Here is a 25,304-nt window from a genome sequence, read left to right as displayed (position 1 = left end):
ATTCATTCACCCTTTTTATTAAAGTTTAATAATTGATTTCGCCACTTTTCCTGAGCCATCCTCACCCTTTTCTCCAAATGGTCTGAACCAGGATTAGAGTAATTAAATGTCGTAGCAACATCTGCGTGACCTAACAATTCCTTTAGTGTTAATAAGTCCACACCAAGTTCTGTCTGACGAGTTGCGAATGAATGACGTAATTGATGAGGACTAAAAATCTCTTCTTTAGTAAAACCCATCTTTTCTTGCCTTCTCGCTAAACTCTTTCGAGCTGTGTGTTTATTTAACCTAACTCCACCTTCTGATAAGAATAAAGGACCTGCAGTTTCGGTAGTGAAAAGGGGTCTGATCCTCTCTAAGTACCATTTTATGAGTATATCCACATCATCTAACATTGGTACCCATCTTCGCTTAAATCCTGACCCCATAGATCCTTTTCCAAAACGAACATGAATTTTACCCTTTTCCCCCAAGTCAAACCTACAGTCTTTTACATCCATCATTATTATTTCGTGTGTTCTTAAACCTGTTAATTCTAACATTCTAAAAAGGCTATAGTCTCTCGCTACAGTGGAGTATTTTCTAGCTGTTTTCATTTCTTCCTTCAACCCATTCCAAAATCTAGCAAGTAATTCAGGTTTTGGAGGTATTACCTGACCATTATGATCATCTTTTCTATGATAGTAACGGTTAAATTTATCTAATAAGTTAGGAACTTGTAATCTATACCTCTCCCAAATTTCATGACCATACCTTGTCTTTAAATACTCTAAAAATGTAGAGATAGTAGATTGATATTTTCTCCTAGTTGAATATGCTAGTCCTCTTCCGACCAATCCTAAATAAAACTTATCTGCATCGGACATTGTAACTTCCCATATGAACTTATTTGACACATCTAAGAATTCATTCAAGCATTTTGTTCCGAGAGCTATGGTATGCTCCGTATATCCTAGAACACGCTGTTGCTGTTCCCATAACCCCATTAACTTTGCTTGGTATTCTCTCGATTCTTCATATGTAGGATAGTATATTTCTTGTTTATTGCTGATTACAGATAAAAAAGGTTGCTTACCCATTTAATAACCTCACATTTTAGGTATTACCTAATATTTTTAGTTAACACCTAATATATCAGAAGATTAATAAAAAAGAAACATATCCTTTCTCCGGTGCTGATGGCTGACAATGATGGAAGCCGCGTTATTTAAAATAGCGCTTTTCATGTAGGGTAAGAACCCGGCGCCTTATTTAGTTTCCTAAGTAGGTTTCCAAGAACTTCCCTCCAAACCGTACGTACTCCTCTCAGAGTATACGGCTTTCCATTTATCAATCTAACTTCCCATTGTGTAAGTCATGATGGCATTTCACGCACATTGCAATGGTCTTGCGATTTCGCGCAATCATGATTTGTTCCCATCGTTTTTTGCCTTTTAGGTTCTTGAGTTTGTTGACATGATGCATTTCTAATGGAACATTTTCTGCACCACACCATTCACATTTTTCAGCTAAGAGGCGTTCAATGAGACTTGTTCTTCCACCAAATTGTACTGTGATCGGTTCTATATCAACCTCTTCGCTTTTAATCCTTGTATTTTTTTCCATTCTTTGTTCAATGAAATATACAATACGTTGCCCTTCCTTAGTTTTGTAACGAATACCAAAATTTCTGTTAGTGGAGAATTTATTAATGATTTTGCTAACGGTACTTTTGTATTTCTTTGCATATGTTTTTATCATGCTGTATTTCATTGTTTGGCGAAAGGATTGAAGGACATGTACATTACTAGCTAATCGATAATAATTGTACAGTCCTCTTATTTCGGCATTATATTGTCTTATTATTTCTAAGTCATCATTATGGATTAAATATATTCTGTGAATCGGTTTCCATTGATTATTTTCCCCTAGACTTAATGCACCTAGATTAATGAGTTTTTTGATGTATTTATCATGTGGTACGAGAAGCTTGGCTTGAAAATTGAATTTCCTTTTTTGAGTGCCGTTAGGCATTTTCATTGTTTGCCAATCTCTCGCTACTCTTATATCATATCCAAGAAACCTAGCATTCTTTTTGCTGTGCGTTATCAACGTTTTTTCTGCACTTAGTTCAAGTTTTAGTTTATCAGCTAGAAAAACAGTTAAATCTTGCTTTATTTTCTCTGCTTCTTCTTTACTTGCTATGACACCAATAAGGAAGTCATCTGCGTATCTCACATATTTCATTCTGCGGTAATTCGGGTCAAACAGGTCTTTACTGTCATATTTAATTAATTCTTTATATAGCTGTTTTACTTCATATGCTCTTTGTTTCCTTGTTTCATGATCCAATAGCGACCATTCTTTTTTGTTTTTCGCTTTTCTTTTTGCAATTTTCCCAGCAATATTATGATAGGTTTTGTTGTGTGTTCTCTTATCTCCTTTATTGAACTTAGTTGTATATTCATCTATATAACGGTCTAGTTCATTTAAGTAAATATTCGAGAGGATTGGGCTAATAATTCCACCTTGTGGAGTTCCACTAAATGTTTTATGGAAAACCCAATTTTCTACATAACCAGCACGTAAGAACTTCCAAATCAAGTTGATAAAATTTTCATCCTTGATTCTTTTTCTTAAGATATTGATAAGAATATGATGATCGATATTGTCAAAGAAACCTTTTATGTCACCTTCAATGAACCACCTGATGCCAGTAAAGGTGTTTTTAATTTGTTTAAGAGCAGTATGACAGCTTCTGTTTGGTCGAAATGCATGTGAGTTTTCAGAGAAATTAGGCTCATAGATACTTTCGAGAATTCTTCTAACTACTTCTTGAACTAATTTATCCTCAAAGGTTGGTAATCCTAAAGGTCTTAGTTTTCCATTCTTTTTTGGAATGTAAGTTCTTCTTGCAGGATTCGGTTGATAGGTTTGATTTCTAAGTTTTTCAATCAGAGCATTTACTCTTTTTAAACTCATTCCATCTATGGTATCTTCATTAATTCCTTTGGTGTTACTACCTTTATTAGGATAGATTTTGGCATATGCGTCTAGGAAGAATTCAATGTTATAGAGATTAAGATACAGTCGTTGGAAGAGATAATTTTCACCACTTGCTTTGGAAGTTAGACTGTTTAATACTACTTTCGGATTTCTCATAGAGCCTCTCGCTCCTTCCCAATTTTGTATTAAACTCGATAAACTACTCTCCTTCGCCATGTAATAGGCTTTCCCTACTTCGGACTACTACGAGAGTTCCGTTGCCTTATTGGATATTCAGACACAATTGTCATAGCCTTTGACCGGCTTTCCAACTTAGGCAATCCCCATTTAGACATTTAGAAACATAGCTTTTCATGGTTTCGGATGTGACTTTCGCTCGTTCCTTCCCTATAGAAGTTGGTCGAAATGGTATCACCTAAAGTATCTCGACGTTATTAAGATACCTTCCCTTTCGTTTAGCGTTTATAGTTACCTTCCGCTAAAGGTCCCCGTAGTCCCCCTTGAGCTATCATTCAGGCAATCCAGCTTTCATCCTTGTCCATGAATTTCATCTTGCCATTCAGTCGTGTCTTGGTAACTAGACAACTTATGGCTTTACCATCATGCTACACTCCCCGTTTGGTTTCCCTCTCGGATAAGATGGTTGATGATAGGGCGTAAATTGTGATAATTCCCTACTATTTTGCTAGAATAGATTTTCTAAATGCCCTTATGGGCGCACGACATCGCGCGGATGGACTACGCTTGCATTCAAGCTTCCTACATGCGCTCTATGAAGCCCAACAACCTGGTTTTTTGTATTGAGCATCATCACAAGAAAAACCTCTCTGTCCTCGTCTGCAATGCATGCAGCCGCCAATACGTGAGCCTCTTCAGGCGATTGAATTTTATAGTTCGCATACTGTTCTGTTACTTCTCTGATTTCCTGTTTGATTCGAACCACTTCAAAAATTGATGATAATTCCATTTCTAACACTCCCCTTTGTGCTTGTGATTTTATAGGTTACTTTTGCCAACGATTTTCAGTTTGTCGGCTGATCCTTTGTTTCTCCTAAAATATAATCGGATGCTTTTTGTGCTTGCGCTGAGGCTTGTATAACTAAACGGCTGTCCTCTTTTAAAGCTCTTAACCATGAATCAATATAACTTGCGCTATTTTCGATCGTGCTGTTATCAATTCCTGCCACGCCACACAACATGGCCGCGCCCATTTCAGCGACTAATTCTTCTTTCGAATACACTTCATCCCCAAACGCTACGGCATCACGCGTGATGCCTGGACGCGCTAAACGACTTTGATGTCCGGTACTGTGAATAAGTTCGTGAAACAAAGTGCAGTAGTATTCTTCCGGAACCTTAAAATCTTTCATCGGGGGACAATTGATTTTATCCCACGTTGGATAATAGACCGCTTTTCCTGAATGAAAGGTGTAATCGGGTGCATGGAAATACCCTTTAAAAACCTCTTCTGCTTTTTCAATGGGGTCATGTTCAAATGTTTCATGGCTTTTTTTTCTCTTTAATCCGGTACATTGTGTATTAATTTCCCAAACTCTATAATAGAAAGGTTTTCCAAATGTCTTTTTTTCCTTTGTTTCTTTGTCCTCTTTTTCTTTCCAAAGCCAATATACGATCATATGGGAATGTTTCATTTCCTCTTTTTTGATTCGCCCACCGGCTTCTAAAATCTGCTTTTTAGACGCATATTCACCGGGTTCAACGAGAAAATGATTGATTCCTCTATATGGCTTTTGTGTTTTCCAATTGACCGCGTTTGAATTTGACCAGGGCTTACGCCACGGGATGACTCCACTTTCTAATTTTTCAATGATTTTTTCTGTAATGATTTCATAAACGCTTTTAGCCATTTTCTTTTCCTCCTTTGATTTTTTAAGGGGTTTTGTTGTTGGGTTTTATGTTTTTCCCTTTTGGTTTCCGAAGCGATTCAGTTCCCCAAAGGGGGATTATTTTTCCCCTTTTGCAAGTAGAACGAAAAACACGCATAGGCAATCGGTCAAGGGTGCTCTTCGCACAAAAAGTTTTTTGATGTTGCATAGCGTTCGTAGTCAAAAAAGTTTTTTGCCCCTTGATCGATTGACTAGCCTTCTTAGCTTCTAGCCGGAAAGGTTCGGGTGTCCTACCGGCTGGAAGGTTAGAAGGCTTGCGCTGTTTTACGATTCGGAGGGCGAAAGGGAAAAATAATTAATAAAAGTAGCCGGATGGCTACTCTCCTTTGTTCTTTATTCTTTTACTCTCTTGATCTTAAAGGTCTTGATCTTCCGGTTTTCGGCTCGTTCGGTATGGCGGCTTGCCGTAAATGGAACAGGAACCTACGGAATGTAGGTGTAAGCCGTACAGACCGTGGTTATCGGGCCCTTTAATGCCGAAGCGACACGTACAGAATGACAGAAAGACGTTCTTCCTTTCTGATCAGTCTGTAGTGCCGCCGCCTGAAGTATGTTTTGAAAGCTCTTGATCTAAAAGCATGAAAAGCCCTTATTCCTGAAGGAAAAACACAGCCTTAAGGCTTGCTCGTTGGTAAAAACAAAAGGATTGAAAACAGATCTAAAAATGGATTGTTAAACAAAACTCGAATAAACAGAACAAACGTTTGTATAATAAGGATAGCAAATGGTTCGAAAGGGGTAATTTTTTGTATGATTAGAGATCGAGGGAAAAATATCAAATGGCAAGGCTTTTTTATGCCGGAGCATATAAAAATGTTAAAAGATGCTGAGCAGGATTATTATAAAACTCCTAGACCTCAACTAGACGAAACACAAATAGAAGACAAGGCCAAGCTTTTATCGGAAAGCTTTGGCCAACAAAACATTTTTAGAAATCACTACATGGAAAGGTGGATTTTTTAATACAAGAATAGGATTTGTAAATAAAATTGTTCCCCTTAATAAAAAGATTCAGATCCAAGATGAATTAGATTCGTTAATAACGATCAATTTCTTTCAAATCATTAATGTAGTTACCAAATGAAGACCTCTTTCCTGAAGAAAGTAATGCAGGCTCAAGCCTGCAAGTTTTTAATGAATAACCCGAAGGATCTTTTTTACATACTCCAGAAATCATCATAATCCACGTTATAACCTGCTTTTTTTAATGCCTTTATAAGCTTTGAGGCGTTCTTCATAGACGGTTTATTTTCATCTGATTGTGTGATCCTGCTTATACTATTTCGATTTACCCCACTGACTTTACTGATCTCCTGTTGAGTAATCGCATTCTGATCAAGAAACCTCCCGAACTTAGACCTTTTCTTTCCTAACCCAAACATATGATGGATCAGCCTCCCGGTTAATTGTATGTTCACCAGTCTTGACTGATATTTTGGTCTTTATTCACATTTATGTGATTTTTGCAAAAGAAGTGTGAAATATGTACAAGCAGTCTCCATAGGCTTTATCAAGGTACCTAATTTGGTAGTTAGCAACTTCCGGCCAAAGTAATTACCAAAGTATCTATCAAGGTAAGCTTACCAAGGTAATGAACCAATAAAGGTTGATATAACAAGAAAACAAAAAGTGTTTAGAGAGAGCCGTAAGCCGAAAGACGAAGGAAAGGCGACCGATGCCCAATTTGCCCATTCTTTATACATGAAATGATTAAAAAAATAAAAAAAAGAGAGCGTAAAAGACACGTGTTCTTCCGAGGGTCCGAATGGAAATCAGCCCCTTTCAAAATGGTATATAAGTGGGCTATTTATTCTGAACCATCAAAGCTGGAAAGTGAAAATAAGGAGGGTTCGGAATGTTCATCAATTCGCCTTTTGTATCGAGGAAAGTTGAAACCATTGATTTTAAGACATTCATGAAGAAAGAACACAGAAAAAAAGGTTCACTATCGATTAAACCAATACCGGTTTTAGCCTTTATACCCTTGAATCCATCTGCAATGATTGATCCGTTATTTATTGCAATGGCTGCCGGCATTCTCTTGGTCGCTTTAATCGAAAAAGGTCTGGCTGACTCCGATAACGTTGGAATGGCTGCTTTTATCTCTGCTTTTCTACGTATCTCCTTTCCGATTGTCGGACTATCAGCTATTTGGTTTCTTGTAAATCAATTATCATTCTTCTTCAGGTAGGTGAGCATATGAAAATGTGGTTAGCAAAGCAACGTGCCAAGGCTGAACTAATGAAAGTGTTCCGAAATGGTGAAATAAGAATCCAGTATTCATACGGCCAATCCAATAACGGATTTACCTATCCGAAAATCCAAAACGTTTCTTTTAACTACAAGAAAAAAACGCTCACGTATGTTTTTACCCTTCCAACTGGGATGGATCCGAAGGAAATTAAGAAAAAGGAATACTGCTTCAAACAAGCGTTTGGGGAACGAATAGAAATCAAAGGAGACACCAAGAAATTTATTTTAACGGTTTTTACAGCTCCTATCCCAAATCTTATCCGTTACGATGCAGAACGCTTCAAGGAACAGGCGAAGAACGCAAAATTGCCCATTGTATGCGGAGTTGATATGAATGGGTTAAATGTGGTTTATGACATGGTAGATCACCCTCACTTATTGATTGCTGGAGAAACAGGATCGGGGAAATCTACTCAATTGCGTTCCATTTTAAGCTCATTGATTCAATATAAATCACCGGACCGTCTGAAGCTGTTCTTGTGTGATTTAAAACGCTCAGAATTCCCGATATTTCGTGGGATAAATCACGTTGAAGGCGTTTTTGTACAGCCAGCCGAAATGGTCCCGATGCTTAATTATTTACGTGAGGAAACAATTAGACGAGGCGACTTACTGGATGCACATGTATTAGCTCATATTGACGATCTTCCAGACCCGCCTCCTTATATTGTTCTTTGTATTGATGAATTTGCTCTATTGAAAAAAGAAAAGAAAATATGGAATTTGGTTGAAGAAATCAGTTCCATTGGAAGGGCTTTAGGAATCTTTTTAATATTGTCCGTTCTCCGACCTGATCGAAATGTTTTAGAGGGTGCGTTAAAAAATAATTTAACCGTTCGAATGGGTTTCAAGTGTGCTGATTTGATTAATGCGAGGATCATCGGTACACCAGGAAGCGAAAAACTAAAGGAGAACGGAAGAATGTTGTTAAAGTTGCAAGGTCAAGACGGATTGAAGGAAATTCAAGCCCCATACTTGGATTTAGACGAAGCGAAAATAATTTTGGAGAGTCATAAGTCCCCGATTACTAAAAAGTCATTTAAAGATCCTTCTATACGTTCTGATCATTCAGAAATAATAGAAGCGATATTCGAGGTGTTGGATTAATGAGAAAACGAGATTTAGCCATACTAGCCGACTTAGATCGGTTTCGCTGTATGACTCGAAATGACATTATGGACCTTCACTTTGCCGAATTGAAACACCCAGTTACATGCTGCAATACGGTTCTGAAGAGGTTACGAAGAGACGGCCACGTTGAAGTCAATACATCCCAGCAACCATACATCTACTTTCCTTCACCAGCTTCCATAAAAAAAGATTCTGCCAAAATTCTGCATTTCCTTAAAATCGTTGAATTTTATAAATCTCTCCTCAAATTCGAGGAACCAACAGCATTTACAGTCGAGCCCAAATACGGAAAAGGCTATATGGAACCAGATGCCTTCATGATCTGGAAGCGTGCACCGTTCTTTGTGGAAATACAACGTTCTGTCTATTCCGAAAAAGTTATGAATGAAAAATTCATGCGCTATGTCTCTTACTACATGAGTAATGAATGGCAGCAAGAAACTTGGCAACCCATAGATAAAAGGATCTTTCCTAAAATAATTCTGATCACAGACACCAGATATCAATTACCTCGGCATTCTGCTGTCCAATTCTTTCAAGTACAGGATATAAAACGGTTTTTAACCTTTGCCTCTAAAACTCGAGAAATTTCAAGAAATAAAAAAAAACCCTCCGAAGATGAGGGAATTCAGATAAATATCGGATGAAAAAATGGAGTCCTGAAATAGGGCTCCTTCCTAATTATAGGCCGTTTTTTTATAATTGACCTTATGTAATGTGTCTTTGATTATAATAACCAGGATAGAACATCCTATTGGCGGGGCTCTGACCCCTCATTGCCAGTCACTGGTCTTTATACGAGTTTATACCATTTAATTATCAAAAACCCACTTAGGCTTCAAGTGGCATAGGATACTTTTCATTTATAACTATATCAAAATATTTGTATTTGAAAATACTCATTGAAGATAATATATTAACTTTTTAACGATAGGATTTCCTGTTCCCTTGTTTTTAGCAATTCTATGTTAGAGGGAGATAATTCATCAAAGTGAATACTGTTAAGTAATACGAACGCTTCTTCTTTTGAATTGATATCTCGATAGGATACTAAACAGTTGTTAAACAAAGAAATTTTATCCTCGTGGCTCAAATTCTGTAATGTTTTAATCCCTTCTAAATATATGTTAATAGCTATTTCTTTTTCATTTTTCCAGCTGTGACTTAAACCAAGATTATTATAAAGTAATACAGCCAACGACTCTTTTATAAAATATAAATATGTCTTTAAGTGAGACAGTATTTTTATTGAATAATCTATGTGGCCATTGATATGTCAATGGAAGAATTGATAAGAATTTCAGTAATCTTTTCATGTTTAAAAAAATTATTTAATAAATATTCTTGTAAGTTCGAAAGGATGCTGTCAAGTTCATTTTTATCTACCAAGGTAACCTGTAGTTTTGATGCAAGATCTCTAGCACTTTTTGTGAAGGTCGATGGAGTAACAACTACTGCTTTATCGCATTCGTAAAAATATTTACCTGCAAACGCTTCTTGTACGGCTTTGTTACCAACCTTACCTGTAAACCTTTTGCATTGAACTCCAACTTTTTCGTCATCTTTATAAAGAATTATATCCAAACCTTGGTCACCGGTATTATTAGTTAATTCATAACTATATCCTTTTAAATTATATATTTCAGCAACAAATTCCTCAAAATATCTTCCATCCATATACAAGCATACATCGGAGGAAATCAGCAACAAAAACACCACCTAGCTGTAAAATTAAAATCAAGTTTGATTATTTATAAAAAGGGTATTTTATTATTCCAAATTCCTGCATGGCCTTTAATCTTGTCGAATTTCCTAATTTCCATAATCATACAACATATATAGATACTTCCGTAAGGTTAGTTTTAAATTTTGCTAAGTCACATCAATACCTTCAGTTACCTTTGTCGATTTCTACCCATTTCTTCACGCTTTCCAACAAGGCTTCGTAAAACTATGTAAGCAAAACCATAGGCAGACCTGAAGTCAGTCAGAACCAAAAGAAGTCCTAAGGGTAGAAGACTGACGGTAGAACCCACATCTTCATATATCATTTTAATGAGCTTAAAGAAGCTACTGTATCCTCTACAGCTACCCTATTTATATTTTAAAGAAGTTGCCGTACGCATATGCATCTGTCCAGTTGTTTGTGAGCTAAAGACATCATAATGAACGCTGCTATAGCATCACTTTCACTTGAGGGATTATATAGCTTAGGTGAGTGCGCTTGTGGATTCCGATACAAATAGCAGATTGCATTTAAAAGTGACTTTAATCCATTGTACTCACTAATTTCATCACTTGTATTTAATCGATTTTCCTGAATAATCAGTGCTGGATTTTTTATAACAAACGCTTCGTTTACAAGGGTATTCCCGTCCTTTGAGGATAATGTTAAACTCCTTATTTTATGAAATACGCCTTTACTAGCTTCGAAAATTGCGTGAAAGTAGTTTTCATCAAGTAACTCTGGAGAACAATATTTCAAAACATCATGGTGGATATTATGATTCTCAAGTTTTTCAAGCAGATTTTTAGAACGGCTTACAGCTTCAGAAAATGTCTTAGCTGCTTTTACAGACTTAATTTTCCCTCCATCTGTTAATTCGTAGCCATAAAAGCTTAGCGAGAAATTAATATTATTTCTATTTTGATCCCAATTTTCTTGTTCATTAATGAAATTTAGTGGGTCCATTATTTCTTCAATCATTGTAAAAAAGGGTTTAGGAGATTTAGCTTTGTTCATTTCTTCAATAAGAGAAGTATATATTCTTTTCCATTTTGTGCTAATTAATTTTTCGCCATAACTCGTATCATGGTCGACCCAATTGTATTTTGCAAAAATTTTAGTTATAACACTACCAGTTACTATTTCACCTAAGTATTTTGAAATAGTCTCAACACATTGATTATCAATAGGTCTCATTTACAAAGTTCCTCTCTAAAACCATTTAATTTCATACCATACTGAAATACTGTCACCCTCTATTATAACTGACTTTCTCTTTATTCTGTCTAGGTTTGAAGGAACGAGCAGAATTGAGAGTTGAAGCAATTAAAGATATAAAAAATGATAATTAACACCGTATTAATGTTACGGTGTTTTTTATTTGCTCAAGAGGTAATTGTCCTATTTTGGCGAAATAAGTAAAAGAAAAAGGAGAGTGCCAAATTGAATTTTTTTAAAGATATTTCCACCAATATAGGTCTTAATTTAGCAAACACTTTTGAAATTGCATCGGATTTAATACCTTTCGGTTCAGCACTTTACAATATTGAAAGAACTAGAAAGTTTAACAGGCTGGTTAGGAGAATAAATGAACATGAACCTGTATTAAAGGATATTAGTTATTATATTGGAATAAGCAAGTTCTCAAAAGCATTTATTGATGAAAAATTATCGCCTCTTGTTTTAACAAGTCTAATTGAAGAACATGAAGACGCTAAAATTACTTATCTTTTAAATGGGTATCGCAATGTTTTTATTGATGAAAACGATTATGAAAGCATGCTTTATAATTATATAGACACATTAAATAGTTTAAGATATGGGGATTTAAAAAGGCTAAACTATTTTGCTGAATTAGACACACCTGACGAATGGTATTATATAGGTAGTGAATATGAAATTTATATTAGGAGTATCGACTCTAAATTGTCTAATTTATATCTTATAGATATCATGGGGAGATACGGTGGATTTTCAGGACCAAGATTAGAAAACACGCTCGAAAATGTAAGGTTAAGTCCTTACGGAGCAAACTTTCTTAGGTTTATTAATTCCGATGAAGATATAAAAGAATACTTGAGTGATAAAATTACAAAATACTAAATTGCATCCTTTCGACGGTGTTTTTTTATGTTCAAGGTGGGAACGATTCGTTCGGACCTTCATCACAACCGCACCAGATATATCAGCATTGCGTTTTAATCAACTTTTGATCCCCTACGGAATCATAATAAAAACATCATATGGGACGACCAGTAATGTCATTTTCACGCCAAAAGTTTGATTAGGTCCCAGTGATGTTGAGCAGAGGTCAACTTGGTCCTCTCTTCTTCAGCATGTTTTTTCTTACACGGAGGCGGACGGGATATGTTAAAAAACTATTTATATACACTAATGGTTTATTTTCGAATATAGATATTCAACTTTTAGTCTGATATATGCAATACATAAACCAGCTACAGGTAAATACTTTTATGCAATTAATTCAGGAAATATCGAGAAAATATATGCAACAAACCTTGTAGAAACAACGATGTATAAAATCATGTATATTTGATAAAAATCGGAAGTCAAAAAACGTTGTTCCTATGAGGTTTCTGAAGGTGCATGACTTCCGATAGGTGGTATTATGCAAACTAAAAATCAATGTAATTAAAACTAGAACAACTATTAAAATAATTTTAATTATAATAATCTTTAATTCAAGGTATTATCTAAAACAGAAGTAAAATATACTGGATATTGTGAAAGATTTTCACGAAATTCCTTATGCTCTTTTTTAATCATTTTTATTAGGATTCTCTTACTTTTTGGAAGATCTTGATTTTTTAAAACTAAACATAAATCTAAAGAAATTACACGATCAGCGAATCCTAATTCATAAAACATAATACTTATTGAATTAGGTAAACCATATTTTAACCGTTTTTGTAATATCCTAAGGTCACCTATAATATCTTCAGTTTGATTGCCTGTTATGGAATCAGTTAATTCTGCTACGGCACCGATAAGAAGCATACCTTCGTATGAAAATGCATTGTCGCAAATTTCCACAACATGCTCTATTTTAAACTTTCTCCTCTGCTTTTTACTTCTGATTCTAATATCCTTTTCTTTAAGAATGTTAAATAACTCAACGTACGATTTGCCATTAATCCATCCTAAAGCTATATCCTTTAAGATTTCTGGTTTTTCACATTTATTAAAAATACTATTTTTAATATTCGTGGATAAGAGTGGCCATAGAACATTTAATAGTTCTTCAATGGTATTACAGCTCCTAAGCTCTTCTAAATGCATTGTAGACCATTTTTCAATCTCCATAGCTGTTTTTACTCCGTACAGCATCTTTCCAAACAGGTTCTTTTTTGAACTTTGGGGGATATTCACAGAAATGTTCTGAGCAAGTAATTTAAACAGGGCGACAATCTGTTCTTTTAACTGTTCATTAGCCAGAGAATAAGCGAGCGTTTCTTTAGCAAGTGCGCTTATATTAATTTCATCTATTTCTTGAGTGGTATCTTCCCAGTTGGCCATCAAATAACTTTCAATTGATGAGATAGCGTCTATCTTAGATATAACCTGTCGAGTCAGTCCATCCGTTGTGAATCCTTCAACAGCATATAATTTCGCAAGTCTTTCCAAGCCTTTGAAAACTTTATCAGGGTCCTCTAAATAAGCTTTAAAGAACTTCAGGTAATCAATTTCATATTCATACTTTTTATCATCGCTAAATAGGGGGTCAAATATTCTTAACAGTGAGCTTCCAATAGGCTCTGAGTTATCAGGATCTAATAAGTCCTTTACTTGCTGCCAACGCCACTTGTCTCTTCTACTGTTTCGTTTATCATAAATACCAGGATCTGCAAAAAGAATACTACCCTCTGTATGCATACCAGACCGACCGACACGCCCGATTAAATTATGAAAATCACGAACTTTTATTCTTTCAGTTCCTTGATAAAGGCTTGTTACAATAAGGTATCTGATTGGAAGATTAACTCCTTGCGCTAACGTTGATGTACATATAACAAATTTCGTCAAACCTTCTTTCATTGAATGTTCAACAGCAAGACGAATACCAGAAGGTATATTTCCATGATGTGTTAAAACCCCTAGTTCTGCACTTTTAGTAACTGCTTCCTCTGAACCAAGATGACACTTATACAGAAAATGCAGTTTCTTTATTTCACTTTTTTCTGAAAATTCATAGGGTTTTTTTAAGGCTAATCCCCGATCATAAGCATCAACAACTTTTTCACAAAGACTAGATGCACTGTTTTTCTTCCCACAAAATATGGCTACACTTCCATTTGAAATAAGCTTTAACCCTAAAAATAACGAAACAGTATTACCGTCGTTTTTTTCGGGAAAGATTCGTTCATTTTTTTCCCGTCCTTTTAGCCGCAGTTGTTGCTGTTCAATTATTCTTGGTACAAAAAACTCACCCTCTTCAGGATTTTCTTTATTTACAAATTCAAGCCTCCCAAGACGATCAAGCCAACTTGTAAATGCTACAGTACGATAAGTAGGAGAAAGATTAATTCCTGAAATTACTTTACTTTCTTCTCCATTAAGCCAAGAGCCTACAACTTCAGCATTACTTATTACAGCTGATATTAATACTTTTTGTACACTTTCTGGGACCATACCTTTTAATGATGTAAGAAGTAATTCATAATTAATTCCACGTGTTCCACTATCAAACTGATGACCCTCATCATAAATTAATAGCCCTATTCTTTTAGCCAACTCTGGAAAATGACGGAGCATGTAAATGAGCTTTTCTGGGGTAACAACCAGGATTAGTTCATCACTAAGTATTGACGCGAGTTCGAAATCAATTTGAAGTATATCAGACAACTCATCTATATTTATAGAATCATTTTGAAAAGACTTATTAAGACTGTCGCTAATTTCATGACATAAAGCTTTAAAAGGGGCTACAATTACAGCTAAAGATGTTCGATTTGATAGAAAGGCACTACGTATTATTACTTCTGTTGCTTTAGTCTTTCCTGCGCTGGTCGGCAACTGGACCACAGCTGATTCCCCTCTAAAAACACCATTTATCCCTAGTAGATGTTGAGCAGGCCAGAACTCTTGTATAAAACTCTTATTCTTTAAGATAGCTTCCCATTCTTCAACATCAAGACCAGAATAACTAGGTAAACATTTCCGGCTAGAATTTTCTATTCTTTTTTTTACTACTGCGCTAATTACATCAGCAAAAAGTAATTCTCTTGGAGTACCATACTGGTAAGCTTTATTCCTAAGAAGAGAAATAACTTGATGAATCTCCTGCTCATCACTACCTAAATCATAAAAATTACTTAGCAATTTTGAAATTTCTTGCATTTCACTGTTATATGTTCCTTCCATTGCCTCTAAATACGTTGAGAAATCTCCATTAAGAAGCCAAACTAGTAGAATATCTAAATTGGAGCACTCTAAGTTAAGATTATCTTTATTAACACGATTTACTAGAACAAAGGCGCTTCCTGGTAAGTCGCATAAATAATAAGAAGCTGATCCTAATAGTAAAAGGTATGTATCCAAATCAGTTCTAAGATTAGCTTGTAAATATGCATCGAAAAAATGCGCGGAAAATTGAAGGTTATCACGTAATTCCTTCACATGTTGCTCATTTGTATTCTCTGAATTTAACTGAGCAGATATATCACCTAGCAATCCTATTGCTAATGTAAAGAGAGTTGATGGATCTTTAGTAAGATTTATATAATATTCTTCTTCAACATTGTATTCATTCATCTTTGCTTTTGATCGAGTAGCACCTAACAGTTGTATGGATTGTCTCTCAGGCTTCATCTGCGGCTCTCCTATACAACTCATGAACAAGATTCATCATATCTTTACCATGAATAACTACTAGTTTCAGATTGTTATGATTTGGATGATTGTTAGTTGATGTTTTGGAAATTGCAGTAGGATCAACTAGGTTTGAAGAAAATAAAGCAACAGCTCCGGAAATTTCATTGTATGGACGATCAATCGGATTCTGAAACCTGTCGATACTGTTAGCCTCTTGAAGCTTTTTCTTATAAAATAGTTGTTGCTTAATTGCATTGAGAGATTCAGCTTTTCTAGTTTGATCCTTGACTGAATCATTAACAGCATCTTGAAGTCTCGGATTAGTCTTTTTACCAGAGAATTGCGCTTTGGCTTCAAAGATTGCTAGTGTATCCTCTGGTGTATCTTCTCCGTCTCTAATAATTTTAAAAGCTAGGGTATCGCAACCTTTAGTTGATTCATTACTAACTGTTTTTGAGCCGTACCGAGTACGGGGTACCCAGTAATTAAGGATAAACTCAAGATAATCAGCTACTAATATCTCACTAAAATCCCCAGCTCGTGTACTCGGACCTGGAGCACGAGAGGGGTCAGGAAATTTAATTTTATTTAGATATTCAGTTTTTGAGTAACCATAACCTTGCCTAAAGAAATCAATTTCATCATCTAAACAATAGTGTTGTCGAAAGTGTTTTGCCCAAAAAGATAAAACTTCTTCATCACTTTCATGTTTAAATTCCAAAACTTCGATATTTTCACCTTTAGAGGTTGTAATACTTTTACCCGTATTTGCAAACCATCTAATGTGTTCTGGTATAGTTGATATCATGTATGTCCATTCCTTATTAAATTATTTCGAAGATAGCATCGTTTAATTAACATTCTACCAAATAACTAAGACTATTGGTTTGATAATGGAAAAAATATGTATCTCTTTTGTTTAAAAAAGCATCCGCTTCTTTTTTTAGCAGACGCTCTATTTTAGATATGTTTCTTCTATGTCTTTCTGCCAGAATATTTTTTGGTAATGTCATACCATTCTTGAGGAATCTCTTTTTCGGCAGAATCTGATAAAACAATAAAAATACTTCGGACTTCATTTGTGAATCATCCCCATTAATCACCATCTCAAAAACGATGGTTTTTGACGCAAATAAAAAAGAGATGATTTTCCACCCCTTTTTTACGCATTATTTATATCAAAACTTATATCAAAATCTAACTATCTTATGGAGATTTTTGAAAACTAAGTATAAGAAACTATTCATCATTGCACTTTAATACTTTTATTGTAATTATCAATGAAATTCTTTCTATAATTCTCCATCTTATTAATTAGTTGGGAAACCAAGATATTAAGTTCTTCTAAATTGGCATCTAGAGTTTCATCTTTCCCATCTATTAGATGCCAAGCGCCATAACTGTCTTCGGTATATAATCTATCCCTTTGAGAGAAAAACATTTCTTCAATAATCTTTGAAACAACCTCATGAGCTTGTCTGATTTGAAAATATGTAAAACCATCCACATTTGTTGCTAAATCATACTGATCACTTAGATTATTTCTATCAATAATTAAAAATGGACCATTTTCCTTGTTCAATTTTAATTTAAAACCTTTGAGTTGAATTAATAGCTCATCTAACATTCTAATTTTCTCAGGAAATTCATTCACAAATTGTATATCATGCTGTTTACTAATAGTCCTATCAACAGCAAGTAACGTAAACGTCCCTCCAAGAATAGCACCTAGAAACGTACTCATAACGCTAACGATTATACCAGCTACAGTATCAGATAAATGATATAATTTTTGTGCTGAAACCGTTACAATTATAACAACAGCTATGAAAATCATCAGTAATGCAGCTATGACTACGTATATCTTGATTTTTTTTCTCATATATTCACCATTCCGATTCATGCAACCGTTCCTTGTTATGTTATAAACTAATGATTTACATAAATTTAATCTTTTTTTATGTACTATTGTGGGAGCTTTTTGCAGTAAAAAAAAATTAAAAGAGATTATATAAATAGAGGATCCAAAAAGTAAACCTTTCCACTAAAAAAAGTGGTACGGTTTAACTCGTTTTTTATGCTTTCTAACTTATAAAGTGGAACTGAATTTTCGGAAATGGAGTCATGCTCTTTTTGATATTAGGTATTACTAATATTGCAATAAGCAAATACAGCTTTTTTATTTTCACCTCGAAATATGCTGTGCAGTCTAGAGAAAATAAGATCAATATGAAAATTAATTACGGATTGATTCAATATTGATTATTGATTTAAAAAGAACTTCATGAAGCGAGTCCTTATTGTCAAATTATTGGTACATATCCTTTTCTTGTTACAGTTCATAGCAGTCTTACTAAATATGTTTTTATTCCTTAAATGTCTCTATTACATTATGTATATACATTCCTATTATTAAACGATCCTAAATAATTGTCTACAGTCCTAAATGCTTCTTCACAAAGGGATGCGAGCCACAATAGCTTTCAAAGTTCCGTATGTGAACATCAAACGGTGGAAGTTTCATATTGGATCTTCTCACCACTTCGTTATATTTTTCTTCCGCATCGGACCATCCTAACTTATCATTTCTAGCTGCCAAAATAAGTATATCCCAGAATGTTATAATGACTTTTTCATTCTTAGAATCAATTGATATTTGTTCTTTGGCGCCTTTATCATCACTAATAATTGCGTCAATCTCCATGCCCAATGAATAGGCATAACAATCCAATTCACCCGGATCCAAACTTGCTCTCAGCCTAGTTTTTGTTTGATTAACTAACTTTTTCTTTTCAGGCGGTAAACTTATAAAAAATTCCTTTGTTCTCTTCAAGAAAGATTTTCTATTAAGCCAAGGTAACAATTGTCCAAGAACTCCCTGATGTTTGTTCTTTAACTCTTCTTCTACTTTAGGGGGAATATATACGCTGTCAAAAATCATGGGAACTATATCAAAAAAAATTCCGCCCTTCACCATATGGACTATAATGTCCGTATCAGACATAACACCAGCATCGAATAAAGCACTCATTGACGGAAATCCTCCTCCACGTACTCAAGTATACTTGGCATCTTTAAAAGGTCTGCTAGATAAATTGCCTTCTTCCGTGTAATCCTTTGGTGCTTTATATTTTCAATAATACTGGCTTTAAACTTTGACGGAATACGACTTTCCTTGAGAGGAAGGATAAGTGACGGGTCGTAACCAGCATTTATTATGGCATCAAGTAATTGATTCGGATGCTCTTTAGAACTAATCTTATTTAACTCATCACGTTTACTTGCAGAGATGATATCATACTTATTGAGCATACGGGTTACTTGCCTGTAGCTTAGTTTAAAATATTCTTGAATACCCAATACCTCTTCCACTTCAATAGTTGAGAAATCCTTAATATTTGTAATATGTAAATGTGAAATCAAGGCTCTCTCTGGGATAAGAAAATAATCTGCAAATTTAAAAGCAAAATATTCCATTTTTTTAAATTCGATAGTTTTCTGCTCAACTGAATAATCTTCGATCTCTTTGATTTTATCTAAATCCCTTAAAATATGACAGTATTCATGCACTGCAGTATAGTATTGTCTCCCTAAAGGTTCTGATGCATTTAAGAAAACTGTATTTTTACCTTCCAATACACGAATAAATCCAGAAGTACTTAAATCTATAATTTGGAAAACAAGAATACCCTGCCTCTCCAGCAAGGGAATAACATCTACATAATCATTTTCAAGTATCCCTAACCTCTTACGCACTTCCTGAGAATACTCCCTAGCTTCTATCTCAATTTTCTTTTTTTCTAATTCTGAAAGATCATTAGTCCCCTCTGAGCGTTTAAACATCCTATTGCACCTCCCTTTGTTTATTGCAAAGCTCCTCTTGAGACAACAGTTCTCTAATTATATTTTCAGACCAATCGATTAGCTCATCCTCAGATAAATCATCTGTAACAAATCCTTCTTTTCGAAATAAAATAAGGGCTTCCAGTTCACTCTTATTTACATCAGTAAAATCTTTTAGTTCTAGGCCAAGAAAATTACAAATTTGCTCTGCATCTTTCAATGACAAAACCGTTCGTCCGGCCTCAATATTAGCAATTTGTGATCTAGTTAAGCCTACTCCTTCACCCAATTCTTCCTGGGAGATATCAAATTCTAAACGGGCTTGACGCACTCTTTTACCTATAACTTCATCCTTTAATTTAGTCATCATACATCGTCCTTTCAATTATAAATTTACTTCATTATACAACAATTACACAAAAAATGTGAAAAAATGTGTAATTATTGATCATTAGCAAATATTATGCTCATATAAATTAAGTATTATTCAAAAAATTCACTATTACCTTGTTTTTAACAACAAAGATGAGCTGCACTCAGCTTCTGATTGATGTAAAACTAACACAAAGACATGTATTTAATCATCTTGGGAAGTAGTAATAATAATCTCATCTTCTGTAACAGCAATTATGTTCATATTGAGCAGAGAGAGAACCATCCATCGTGCGGGCAGGCAGTCCATCCGTTATTATCCATTTTTATTTCGTATCCTCCGATATTTACCATTGGTTCAATAGTGAATACCAATTTTATCCCACATTGAATAATAGAATGCTGACCTGAATTAAACGACTTATAAAAAGCCGTCTTCTTTTTTAAATCTCTTTCGTATTCTTTAACCAACATATAAAAAGTCGTCTTTTTAACGTCTAATTCTCCCATTACTTTAACAGCTGTCACCTCTCCTACTTTCCAATGATTATATACTTCTTTGAATTCTTCTGTAGCCTGAACTTTTGGCCGACCAAACGTTGCGCCACTTCGTAAAGCCACATCAATTTCTTCGCGTTGCTGTTTCCGAATGCGATCTCGTTCTTCTCGTGCCATCCACGATAGAATCATCTGTAAAACAAGATCAGCAATGAAGGTGGTCAGGACTATCCTTAAATTGAGTCGTATCCAACAATGGCATATCCATATCCAAAACTACAATTATTTTTTGTGATGTCATTCCACTCCTGGAGAATCTCCTCTTTATTCCGACAGAAACGATCGAGAGAATGAATATAAAGAATATCTCCTTTACGGATAACTCATTTCAATAATTGGTACTGAACTCAATTGAAATCTTTTCCACTCTGTTTGTCCAAAAAGATGTCTCGTTCATTGACTCCTAATTGTTTGATGACTTCTAATTGTCCACGTTCACTTTGATCTTTACTGCTAACCCGTATGTAACCAAATTTACGAAAATCCATTTCATTACTCTTTATTCCATTCCCCCCAATTACTCTATCAAAAACATTCGTAAAATTGTATTTTCTAAATTTCATTAGAAATTTCTATTGGAAAGATTAATTTCAAAATCAAATGATTCAAATTGCTTCTTTTACTTTCCTTTTACAACTAATTAAGATTTGTATAAAAGTTGTAACTTCTAGACGCTAATGTTTAGAAGTTATTTTTTATGTATTTTTTAGTAGAAATCAGTCTAAAAGATAGTCTATAATCAAAGGTATAAAAGATTGTTAATTTATAGACAAAAGGAGCTTACTAATGAAAATTGGTTATGCGAGAGTCAGTACAGTTGGCCAAGATTTGGCCTCTCAAGAAGAAACCTTAAAAGAAAATGACTGCGAACGTATCTATGTAGAAAAAATTACTGGAACGACCACTAAAGATAGAAAAGAGCTAAAGAGGTTATTAGAAAATGTGAGACCTGGAGATACAGTGATGGTGACAAAAATAGACCGTTTGGCCAGATCGATTATTGATTTAAATAAAATTATAGCAACACTGCAAGAAAAACAAGTCGATATCCATTTTATCAAAGATCATTTATCTTTTAAGGTCAATGAAACAGCAAACCCTCTACAATCTTTATTATTCAATGTTTTAGGTTCTTTTGCGCAGTTTGAAAGAGATATAATCGTTGAACGAACATCTGAAGGTAGAGAAAGAGCAAAATCAAGAGGTAAACACATGGGTCGCCCTTCACAACCGAGAAAAAATATAGAAGAAGCTCTACGACTATATAATAGTAGAAACACGAATCGATTAAGTGTGAAAGACATTGTGAAACTCACTGGTGTGCCTAAAGCAACTTTATATGTAGAAATTAGAAAGAATCGTGCGAACAACCTAGAATAGTTGTTGCCCGTTTTGAATGTCTCAAATTACATCCATTACTATAATGCGTGTTCATATCATTTATTACTATGAAGCCCAACCGCCATCGATTTGTATCGTTTGATTCATTTCACCAGCTGAAATTCATTTGTTTTTTAGACAAGGATATAGTCACACCGAATATCGTTTGCTGTACATTTTTCTCTCTGAAAAAACGTTCGTAAAGGCACTTAACTAAAAGTGAACGTTCATAAAATATGTTTCAACTTTAATGAACGTTTAATCAATACAATTCCATCGAAAAATAACCCGTTCGTAAAAGTGTACTTTTACGAACTAATTCAGAAGAAAAACATTAGTTTTATTTAAAGTCATGGTTTCCCATAGTTTTAAAGGTGTTTATAAAGGTGTACTTTTACAAATGGGTAAATAGGGTCTTTATTTAGTTTTTACCAGCTTAGCTAGAAAGTCATTATTTTTCCCATTCTCTTTTTAGTGAGTGCATTTTCATTTAATCGTCCCTTTGTGAATCGATATTTGCATAAATAAAAAAAGACTTTCTACATCTGAATAATGTAGAAAATCTTATGTATTAAAGTGATTTCAAATGTTCAATACGTTTTTCTAATGGTGGGTGAGTAGAGAATAGTCTAGAGAATTTTCCCTTGCCACTAATTTTAAAAGCAGCAATAGACTTTTGGCTGTCATCAACCAAGCTAACGGTGTGTCTTAATGATTCTAATGCGTGAATCTTATTCGCCTTTCCACCTAATTCGGCAGCTAATTTGTCCGCTTTAAATTCACGTTTTCTTGAATGCCAAAAGATAATAGGACTGCTTAAAATGCTGAATAGAATCTCGAAAACCATAGAAGATACGAAGTAAACAATTCCAGCCACTTCTTCTCTTACAAAACTTGAAACAATTTTTGAAGCAATACGGGAGAAGAAAATAACGAATGTATTGATGATACCTTGCAATAGAGTTGTTGTAACCATATCACCATTCTTAATGTGTGCTATTTCGTGTGCAATAACCCCACAAATCGCATTACGATCCATCCTATCTAACATACCGCTTGAAACGGCTACTAATGAACGTTTTTTGCTTGGTCCAGTAGCAAAAGCGTTGACCTCCTGTGAATGATAAATACCAACTTGTGGCATAACTTTCAAACCAGCCATACGTGCTAATCGGTATGTTTCTTCCAATACAAAGCGTTCGTGATCGCCACGCGGAGAATGTTCATCAATTAATTGAACACCCATAACCCATTTCGCCATTATACGAGACATTGACAATGAAATGATGGAACCAGCAAAACCAGCGATGACACTGAAGGCAAGCAGGGAACCATAACCACCGCCACCAATATAACTTTCTACACCAAGCAACGTGGTGATAGTTGTAATGGTGATTAATACTAGAATGTTAACGAATATAAATAAGGAAATACGTTTTAACAATAAAGACCCTCCTGGTTTGTAATAAACTTTGTCCTAATTAGGTGATCACCAATAATGAAACCTACATTATATAACTATATACGAAAAAGTAAATAAAAAGTTTCAAAAAACAAAAAATATGTTTGTGATTTGGTTCTGGTGCAAAAACTTCAAGACAATTGCAAGTAATCTCTAAATCTTGGACATAGTGATACTATTACTCTAAAAAAGGTGCGTGATCAGTATGGAAAAGCAAAATTTATTCAAATGGAAACATTATTAGCCTAACATTATTTTGTTAACAGTGAGATGGTACCTGCGGTACAACCTGAGCTTTCGTAATGTAGTGGAGATGATGGAAGAACGTGGCTTATCGATGGCCCACACAACGATTATGCGTTGTGTTCATCAATATAGACCGGAAGTAGATGAAAGAATACGACGTCATCTTAAGCCAACAAATAACTCCTGGAGAATCGATGAAACATCTATCAAAGTAAAAAGTCAATGGATGTATCTGTATCGTGTAATTGATTCCGAAGGAAATACGATTGATTTTTATCTTAGTAAAACAAGAGACAAAAGGCTGTAAAGTGCTTCTTCAAGAAAGCTTTACGGTGGTCTTCTCATGTTTCAAAGCCTCGTGTTATAACAGTGGATAAAAATACGGCTTACCCTATCGCAGTCGAAGAATGGACAAAAGAAAAAACATGCCATCAGGCATGCAGCTCAGACAAAAGAAGTAGTTAAATAACTAATAGCGTAGAACAGGATCATCGTTTTATCAAGAAGCATGTTCGTTCTATGTTAGGGTTGAAATCTTTTCGTACAGCCACTTACATACTGAGTGGTATAGAAGCGATGCATATGATTAAAAAGAAACAGGTTTATCAAGGGGTGAAGTCTGCCCAAAATGAAGTGGAATTCATACATAGACTGTTCAGGATAACCATCTAAGGGGTTATCTGAAAGTGGACCTACAACTTTTTTCTATTTTGCCTTGGTAGTTGCACCAGAACCCTAAATACAATTAAGGTAAAATAAATCTTTTAATTCTAGATAGTTAATAATTTCTATTAGTGAAGCCTCTGCTTCTTGTGAAGTTTTAAAACCACTTTCATCAATGATTTCAAGAATTCTCCTGCTTTGATGAACAAGTTGAGGATGCTTTTCAATTACCATTTTATTAAAAATGATTGCATCCGGTGAAATATTTGGATTAATGTTTCTAAAATCTAATACTCTTTTAACGAACAAAGTCATAAGTAAAAATAAACCTGCTGGATTATTTCCTGTAATTTTCATTTGGATAGAATCAGATAATGTCAAATAAGATTCTAAATCAAAGTCAGATTTTAATAAACGCTCATTAATTATTGGGTCATAGACCATATCATTTAAATTCTTATGCATTATACTTTTGTTGTTGTGTTCAAGATTTTTAAATCGAACATGCTTATAACCTTCTGAACATAATACTAGATGTCCGATTTCATGCGCTACATGAATTGAATCCTCCACCTTTACTTGAGGATGTTTATTAACAATCATATAACCATCATCGTAAATACCAAATGAAGCTGAGGATTGTAAATTGTTGCTTTGCAAAAAGTAGACTCGTTTTCTAATTTTTTGTCTTTCAGAGAAATAATATTTATGAAAAGTTTTATCTTTTGAAAGTAACACCTTTAATGCAAAGGATTCATCATAATAATACAAGCCATTAGTTTCCAAGTCTTCCCACACACCAGAGACACCACAACAATTTTTGAATCTTTCCCCACTCATACAAGGACAAGGACTATTTCTACCAATCATCACGACAACCCCTCCTTTTCTGATATATACGACAAAAAAGGAGGAATTACCTTTTTTTAGTTACCGCACGGTTTCA

The 25,304-nt window shown here is 34.6% G+C and carries 23 protein-coding genes and 2 pseudogenes; 8 read left to right on the top strand and 17 right to left on the bottom strand.

Going from position 1 to position 25,304, the window contains the following annotated elements; genetic code table 11:
• Positions 1–2: 2 nt before the first annotated feature.
• From ABC374_RS28390 to ABC374_RS28375, 4 genes are all read right to left on the bottom strand, one after another.
• Positions 3–1,079, bottom strand: coding sequence for a tyrosine-type recombinase/integrase (locus ABC374_RS28390; protein ID WP_413020661.1), 1,077 nt, complete (start codon positions 1,077–1,079; stop codon positions 3–5).
• Positions 1,080–1,329: 250 nt separating this feature from the next.
• Complete coding sequence (locus ABC374_RS28385; RefSeq protein WP_413020660.1) at positions 1,330–3,141, bottom strand: reverse transcriptase domain-containing protein; 1,812 nt, start codon at positions 3,139–3,141, stop codon at positions 1,330–1,332.
• Positions 3,142–3,694: 553 nt separating this feature from the next.
• Positions 3,695–3,952, bottom strand: a complete 258-nt coding sequence (locus tag ABC374_RS28380) for a JAB domain-containing protein (RefSeq protein ID WP_413020659.1) — start codon at positions 3,950–3,952, stop codon at positions 3,695–3,697.
• Between the two features lie 55 nt (positions 3,953–4,007).
• Positions 4,008–4,853, bottom strand: a complete 846-nt coding sequence (locus tag ABC374_RS28375; protein ID WP_413020658.1) for an ArdC family protein — start codon at positions 4,851–4,853, stop codon at positions 4,008–4,010.
• A gap of 789 nt (positions 4,854–5,642) precedes the next feature.
• Between ABC374_RS28375 and ABC374_RS28370 the strand changes: the two genes are divergently transcribed.
• Both ABC374_RS28370 and ABC374_RS28365 read left to right on the top strand, forming a co-directional pair.
• A complete protein-coding gene (locus ABC374_RS28370; protein WP_413020735.1) occupies positions 5,643–5,855 on the top strand; it encodes a YolD-like family protein in 213 nt (70 codons plus the stop codon).
• Positions 5,803–5,976: a YolD-like family protein gene (locus ABC374_RS28365; protein ID WP_413020657.1), complete on the top strand. Its 174-nt coding sequence runs from the start codon at positions 5,803–5,805 to the stop codon at positions 5,974–5,976. The genes ABC374_RS28370 and ABC374_RS28365 overlap by 53 nt, the downstream gene beginning before the upstream one ends.
• Positions 5,977–6,049: 73 nt before the next feature.
• Here ABC374_RS28365 and ABC374_RS28360 read toward each other — a convergent pair whose 3' ends face one another.
• Positions 6,050–6,274, bottom strand: coding sequence for a helix-turn-helix domain-containing protein (locus ABC374_RS28360; protein ID WP_413020656.1), 225 nt, complete (start codon positions 6,272–6,274; stop codon positions 6,050–6,052).
• A 473-nt stretch (positions 6,275–6,747) separates the two neighbouring features.
• On the opposite strand from ABC374_RS28360, the gene ABC374_RS28355 reads away from it, so the two are divergent.
• The 3 genes from ABC374_RS28355 to ABC374_RS28345 are packed head-to-tail and all read left to right on the top strand — an operon-like array spanning position 6,748 to position 8,923.
• Positions 6,748–7,083 (top strand): hypothetical protein, encoded by a 336-nt coding sequence (locus ABC374_RS28355; RefSeq protein WP_413020655.1) that lies wholly within the window; start codon positions 6,748–6,750, stop codon positions 7,081–7,083.
• 8 nt (positions 7,084–7,091) lie between these two features.
• Complete coding sequence (locus ABC374_RS28350) at positions 7,092–8,252, top strand: FtsK/SpoIIIE domain-containing protein (RefSeq protein WP_413020653.1); 1,161 nt, start codon at positions 7,092–7,094, stop codon at positions 8,250–8,252.
• A complete protein-coding gene (locus ABC374_RS28345; RefSeq protein ID WP_413020652.1) occupies positions 8,252–8,923 on the top strand; it encodes a replication-relaxation family protein in 672 nt (223 codons plus the stop codon). Before ABC374_RS28350 ends, ABC374_RS28345 begins: the two co-directional genes overlap by 1 nt.
• Positions 8,924–9,533: 610 nt before the next feature.
• Here the strand turns inward: ABC374_RS28345 and ABC374_RS28340 are convergent.
• Together ABC374_RS28340 and ABC374_RS28335 are read right to left on the bottom strand one after the other, a co-directional pair.
• A complete protein-coding gene (locus ABC374_RS28340) occupies positions 9,534–9,986 on the bottom strand; it encodes a restriction endonuclease (protein WP_413020650.1) in 453 nt (150 codons plus the stop codon).
• A 394-nt stretch (positions 9,987–10,380) separates the two neighbouring features.
• Positions 10,381–11,199: a TIGR02391 family protein gene (locus ABC374_RS28335; protein WP_413020649.1), complete on the bottom strand. Its 819-nt coding sequence runs from the start codon at positions 11,197–11,199 to the stop codon at positions 10,381–10,383.
• 246 nt (positions 11,200–11,445) lie between these two features.
• Between ABC374_RS28335 and ABC374_RS28330 the strand changes: the two genes are divergently transcribed.
• Positions 11,446–12,105, top strand: a complete 660-nt coding sequence (locus ABC374_RS28330; RefSeq protein WP_413020647.1) for a hypothetical protein — start codon at positions 11,446–11,448, stop codon at positions 12,103–12,105.
• A 594-nt stretch (positions 12,106–12,699) separates the two neighbouring features.
• Here the strand turns inward: ABC374_RS28330 and ABC374_RS28325 are convergent.
• The 8 genes and pseudogenes from ABC374_RS28325 to ABC374_RS28290 form a co-directional block, all read right to left on the bottom strand.
• Complete coding sequence (locus tag ABC374_RS28325) at positions 12,700–15,831, bottom strand: DEAD/DEAH box helicase (RefSeq protein WP_413020646.1); 3,132 nt, start codon at positions 15,829–15,831, stop codon at positions 12,700–12,702.
• The gene (locus tag ABC374_RS28320; protein WP_413020645.1) at positions 15,821–16,642 is read right to left on the bottom strand and encodes a Hachiman antiphage defense system protein HamA; all 822 of its coding nucleotides are present in this window, start codon (positions 16,640–16,642) and stop codon (positions 15,821–15,823) included. Before ABC374_RS28320 ends, ABC374_RS28325 begins: the two co-directional genes overlap by 11 nt.
• A 46-nt stretch (positions 16,643–16,688) precedes the next feature.
• Complete coding sequence (locus ABC374_RS28315; protein ID WP_413020644.1) at positions 16,689–16,913, bottom strand: hypothetical protein; 225 nt, start codon at positions 16,911–16,913, stop codon at positions 16,689–16,691.
• A 167-nt stretch (positions 16,914–17,080) separates the two neighbouring features.
• The gene (locus tag ABC374_RS28310; protein ID WP_413020643.1) at positions 17,081–17,737 is read right to left on the bottom strand and encodes a hypothetical protein; all 657 of its coding nucleotides are present in this window, start codon (positions 17,735–17,737) and stop codon (positions 17,081–17,083) included.
• A gap of 531 nt (positions 17,738–18,268) precedes the next feature.
• A complete protein-coding gene (locus tag ABC374_RS28305; RefSeq protein WP_413020642.1) occupies positions 18,269–18,865 on the bottom strand; it encodes a hypothetical protein in 597 nt (198 codons plus the stop codon).
• Positions 18,862–19,677, bottom strand: coding sequence for an ImmA/IrrE family metallo-endopeptidase (locus ABC374_RS28300; RefSeq protein WP_413020640.1), 816 nt, complete (start codon positions 19,675–19,677; stop codon positions 18,862–18,864). Before ABC374_RS28300 ends, ABC374_RS28305 begins: the two co-directional genes overlap by 4 nt.
• 1 nt (position 19,678) lies before the next feature.
• On the bottom strand, positions 19,679–20,047 hold the full coding sequence (locus ABC374_RS28295; protein ID WP_413020639.1) for a helix-turn-helix domain-containing protein: 369 nt from the start codon (positions 20,045–20,047) through the stop codon (positions 19,679–19,681).
• Positions 20,048–20,502: 455 nt separating this feature from the next.
• A pseudogene (locus tag ABC374_RS28290) lies at positions 20,503–21,095 on the bottom strand (recombinase family protein); the annotation flags it as partial.
• Between the two features lie 298 nt (positions 21,096–21,393).
• Here ABC374_RS28290 and ABC374_RS28285 point away from each other — a divergent pair.
• A complete protein-coding gene (locus ABC374_RS28285; RefSeq protein WP_413020638.1) occupies positions 21,394–21,987 on the top strand; it encodes a recombinase family protein in 594 nt (197 codons plus the stop codon).
• Between the two features lie 571 nt (positions 21,988–22,558).
• Here ABC374_RS28285 and htpX read toward each other — a convergent pair.
• Entirely contained in the window at positions 22,559–23,431 is an 873-nt protein-coding gene (gene htpX, locus ABC374_RS28280) for a protease HtpX (protein ID WP_413020637.1), read from the bottom strand.
• A gap of 268 nt (positions 23,432–23,699) precedes the next feature.
• Here htpX and ABC374_RS28275 point away from each other — a divergent pair.
• Positions 23,700–24,367, top strand: a pseudogene (locus ABC374_RS28275) (IS6 family transposase).
• 63 nt (positions 24,368–24,430) lie between these two features.
• On the opposite strand, the gene ABC374_RS28270 reads toward ABC374_RS28275, so the two are convergent.
• The gene (locus ABC374_RS28270; RefSeq protein WP_413020733.1) at positions 24,431–25,228 is read right to left on the bottom strand and encodes a YecA family protein; all 798 of its coding nucleotides are present in this window, start codon (positions 25,226–25,228) and stop codon (positions 24,431–24,433) included.
• Between the last annotated feature and the right edge of the window lie 76 nt (positions 25,229–25,304).

The sequence above is a fragment of the Peribacillus phoenicis genome (assembly GCF_047238085.1).
In the GTDB taxonomy this organism is placed as follows: domain Bacteria; phylum Bacillota; class Bacilli; order Bacillales; family DSM-1321; genus Peribacillus.
Note: the sequence above shows the minus strand (reverse complement) of the source record. Positions and strands in the feature narration are given on the sequence as shown.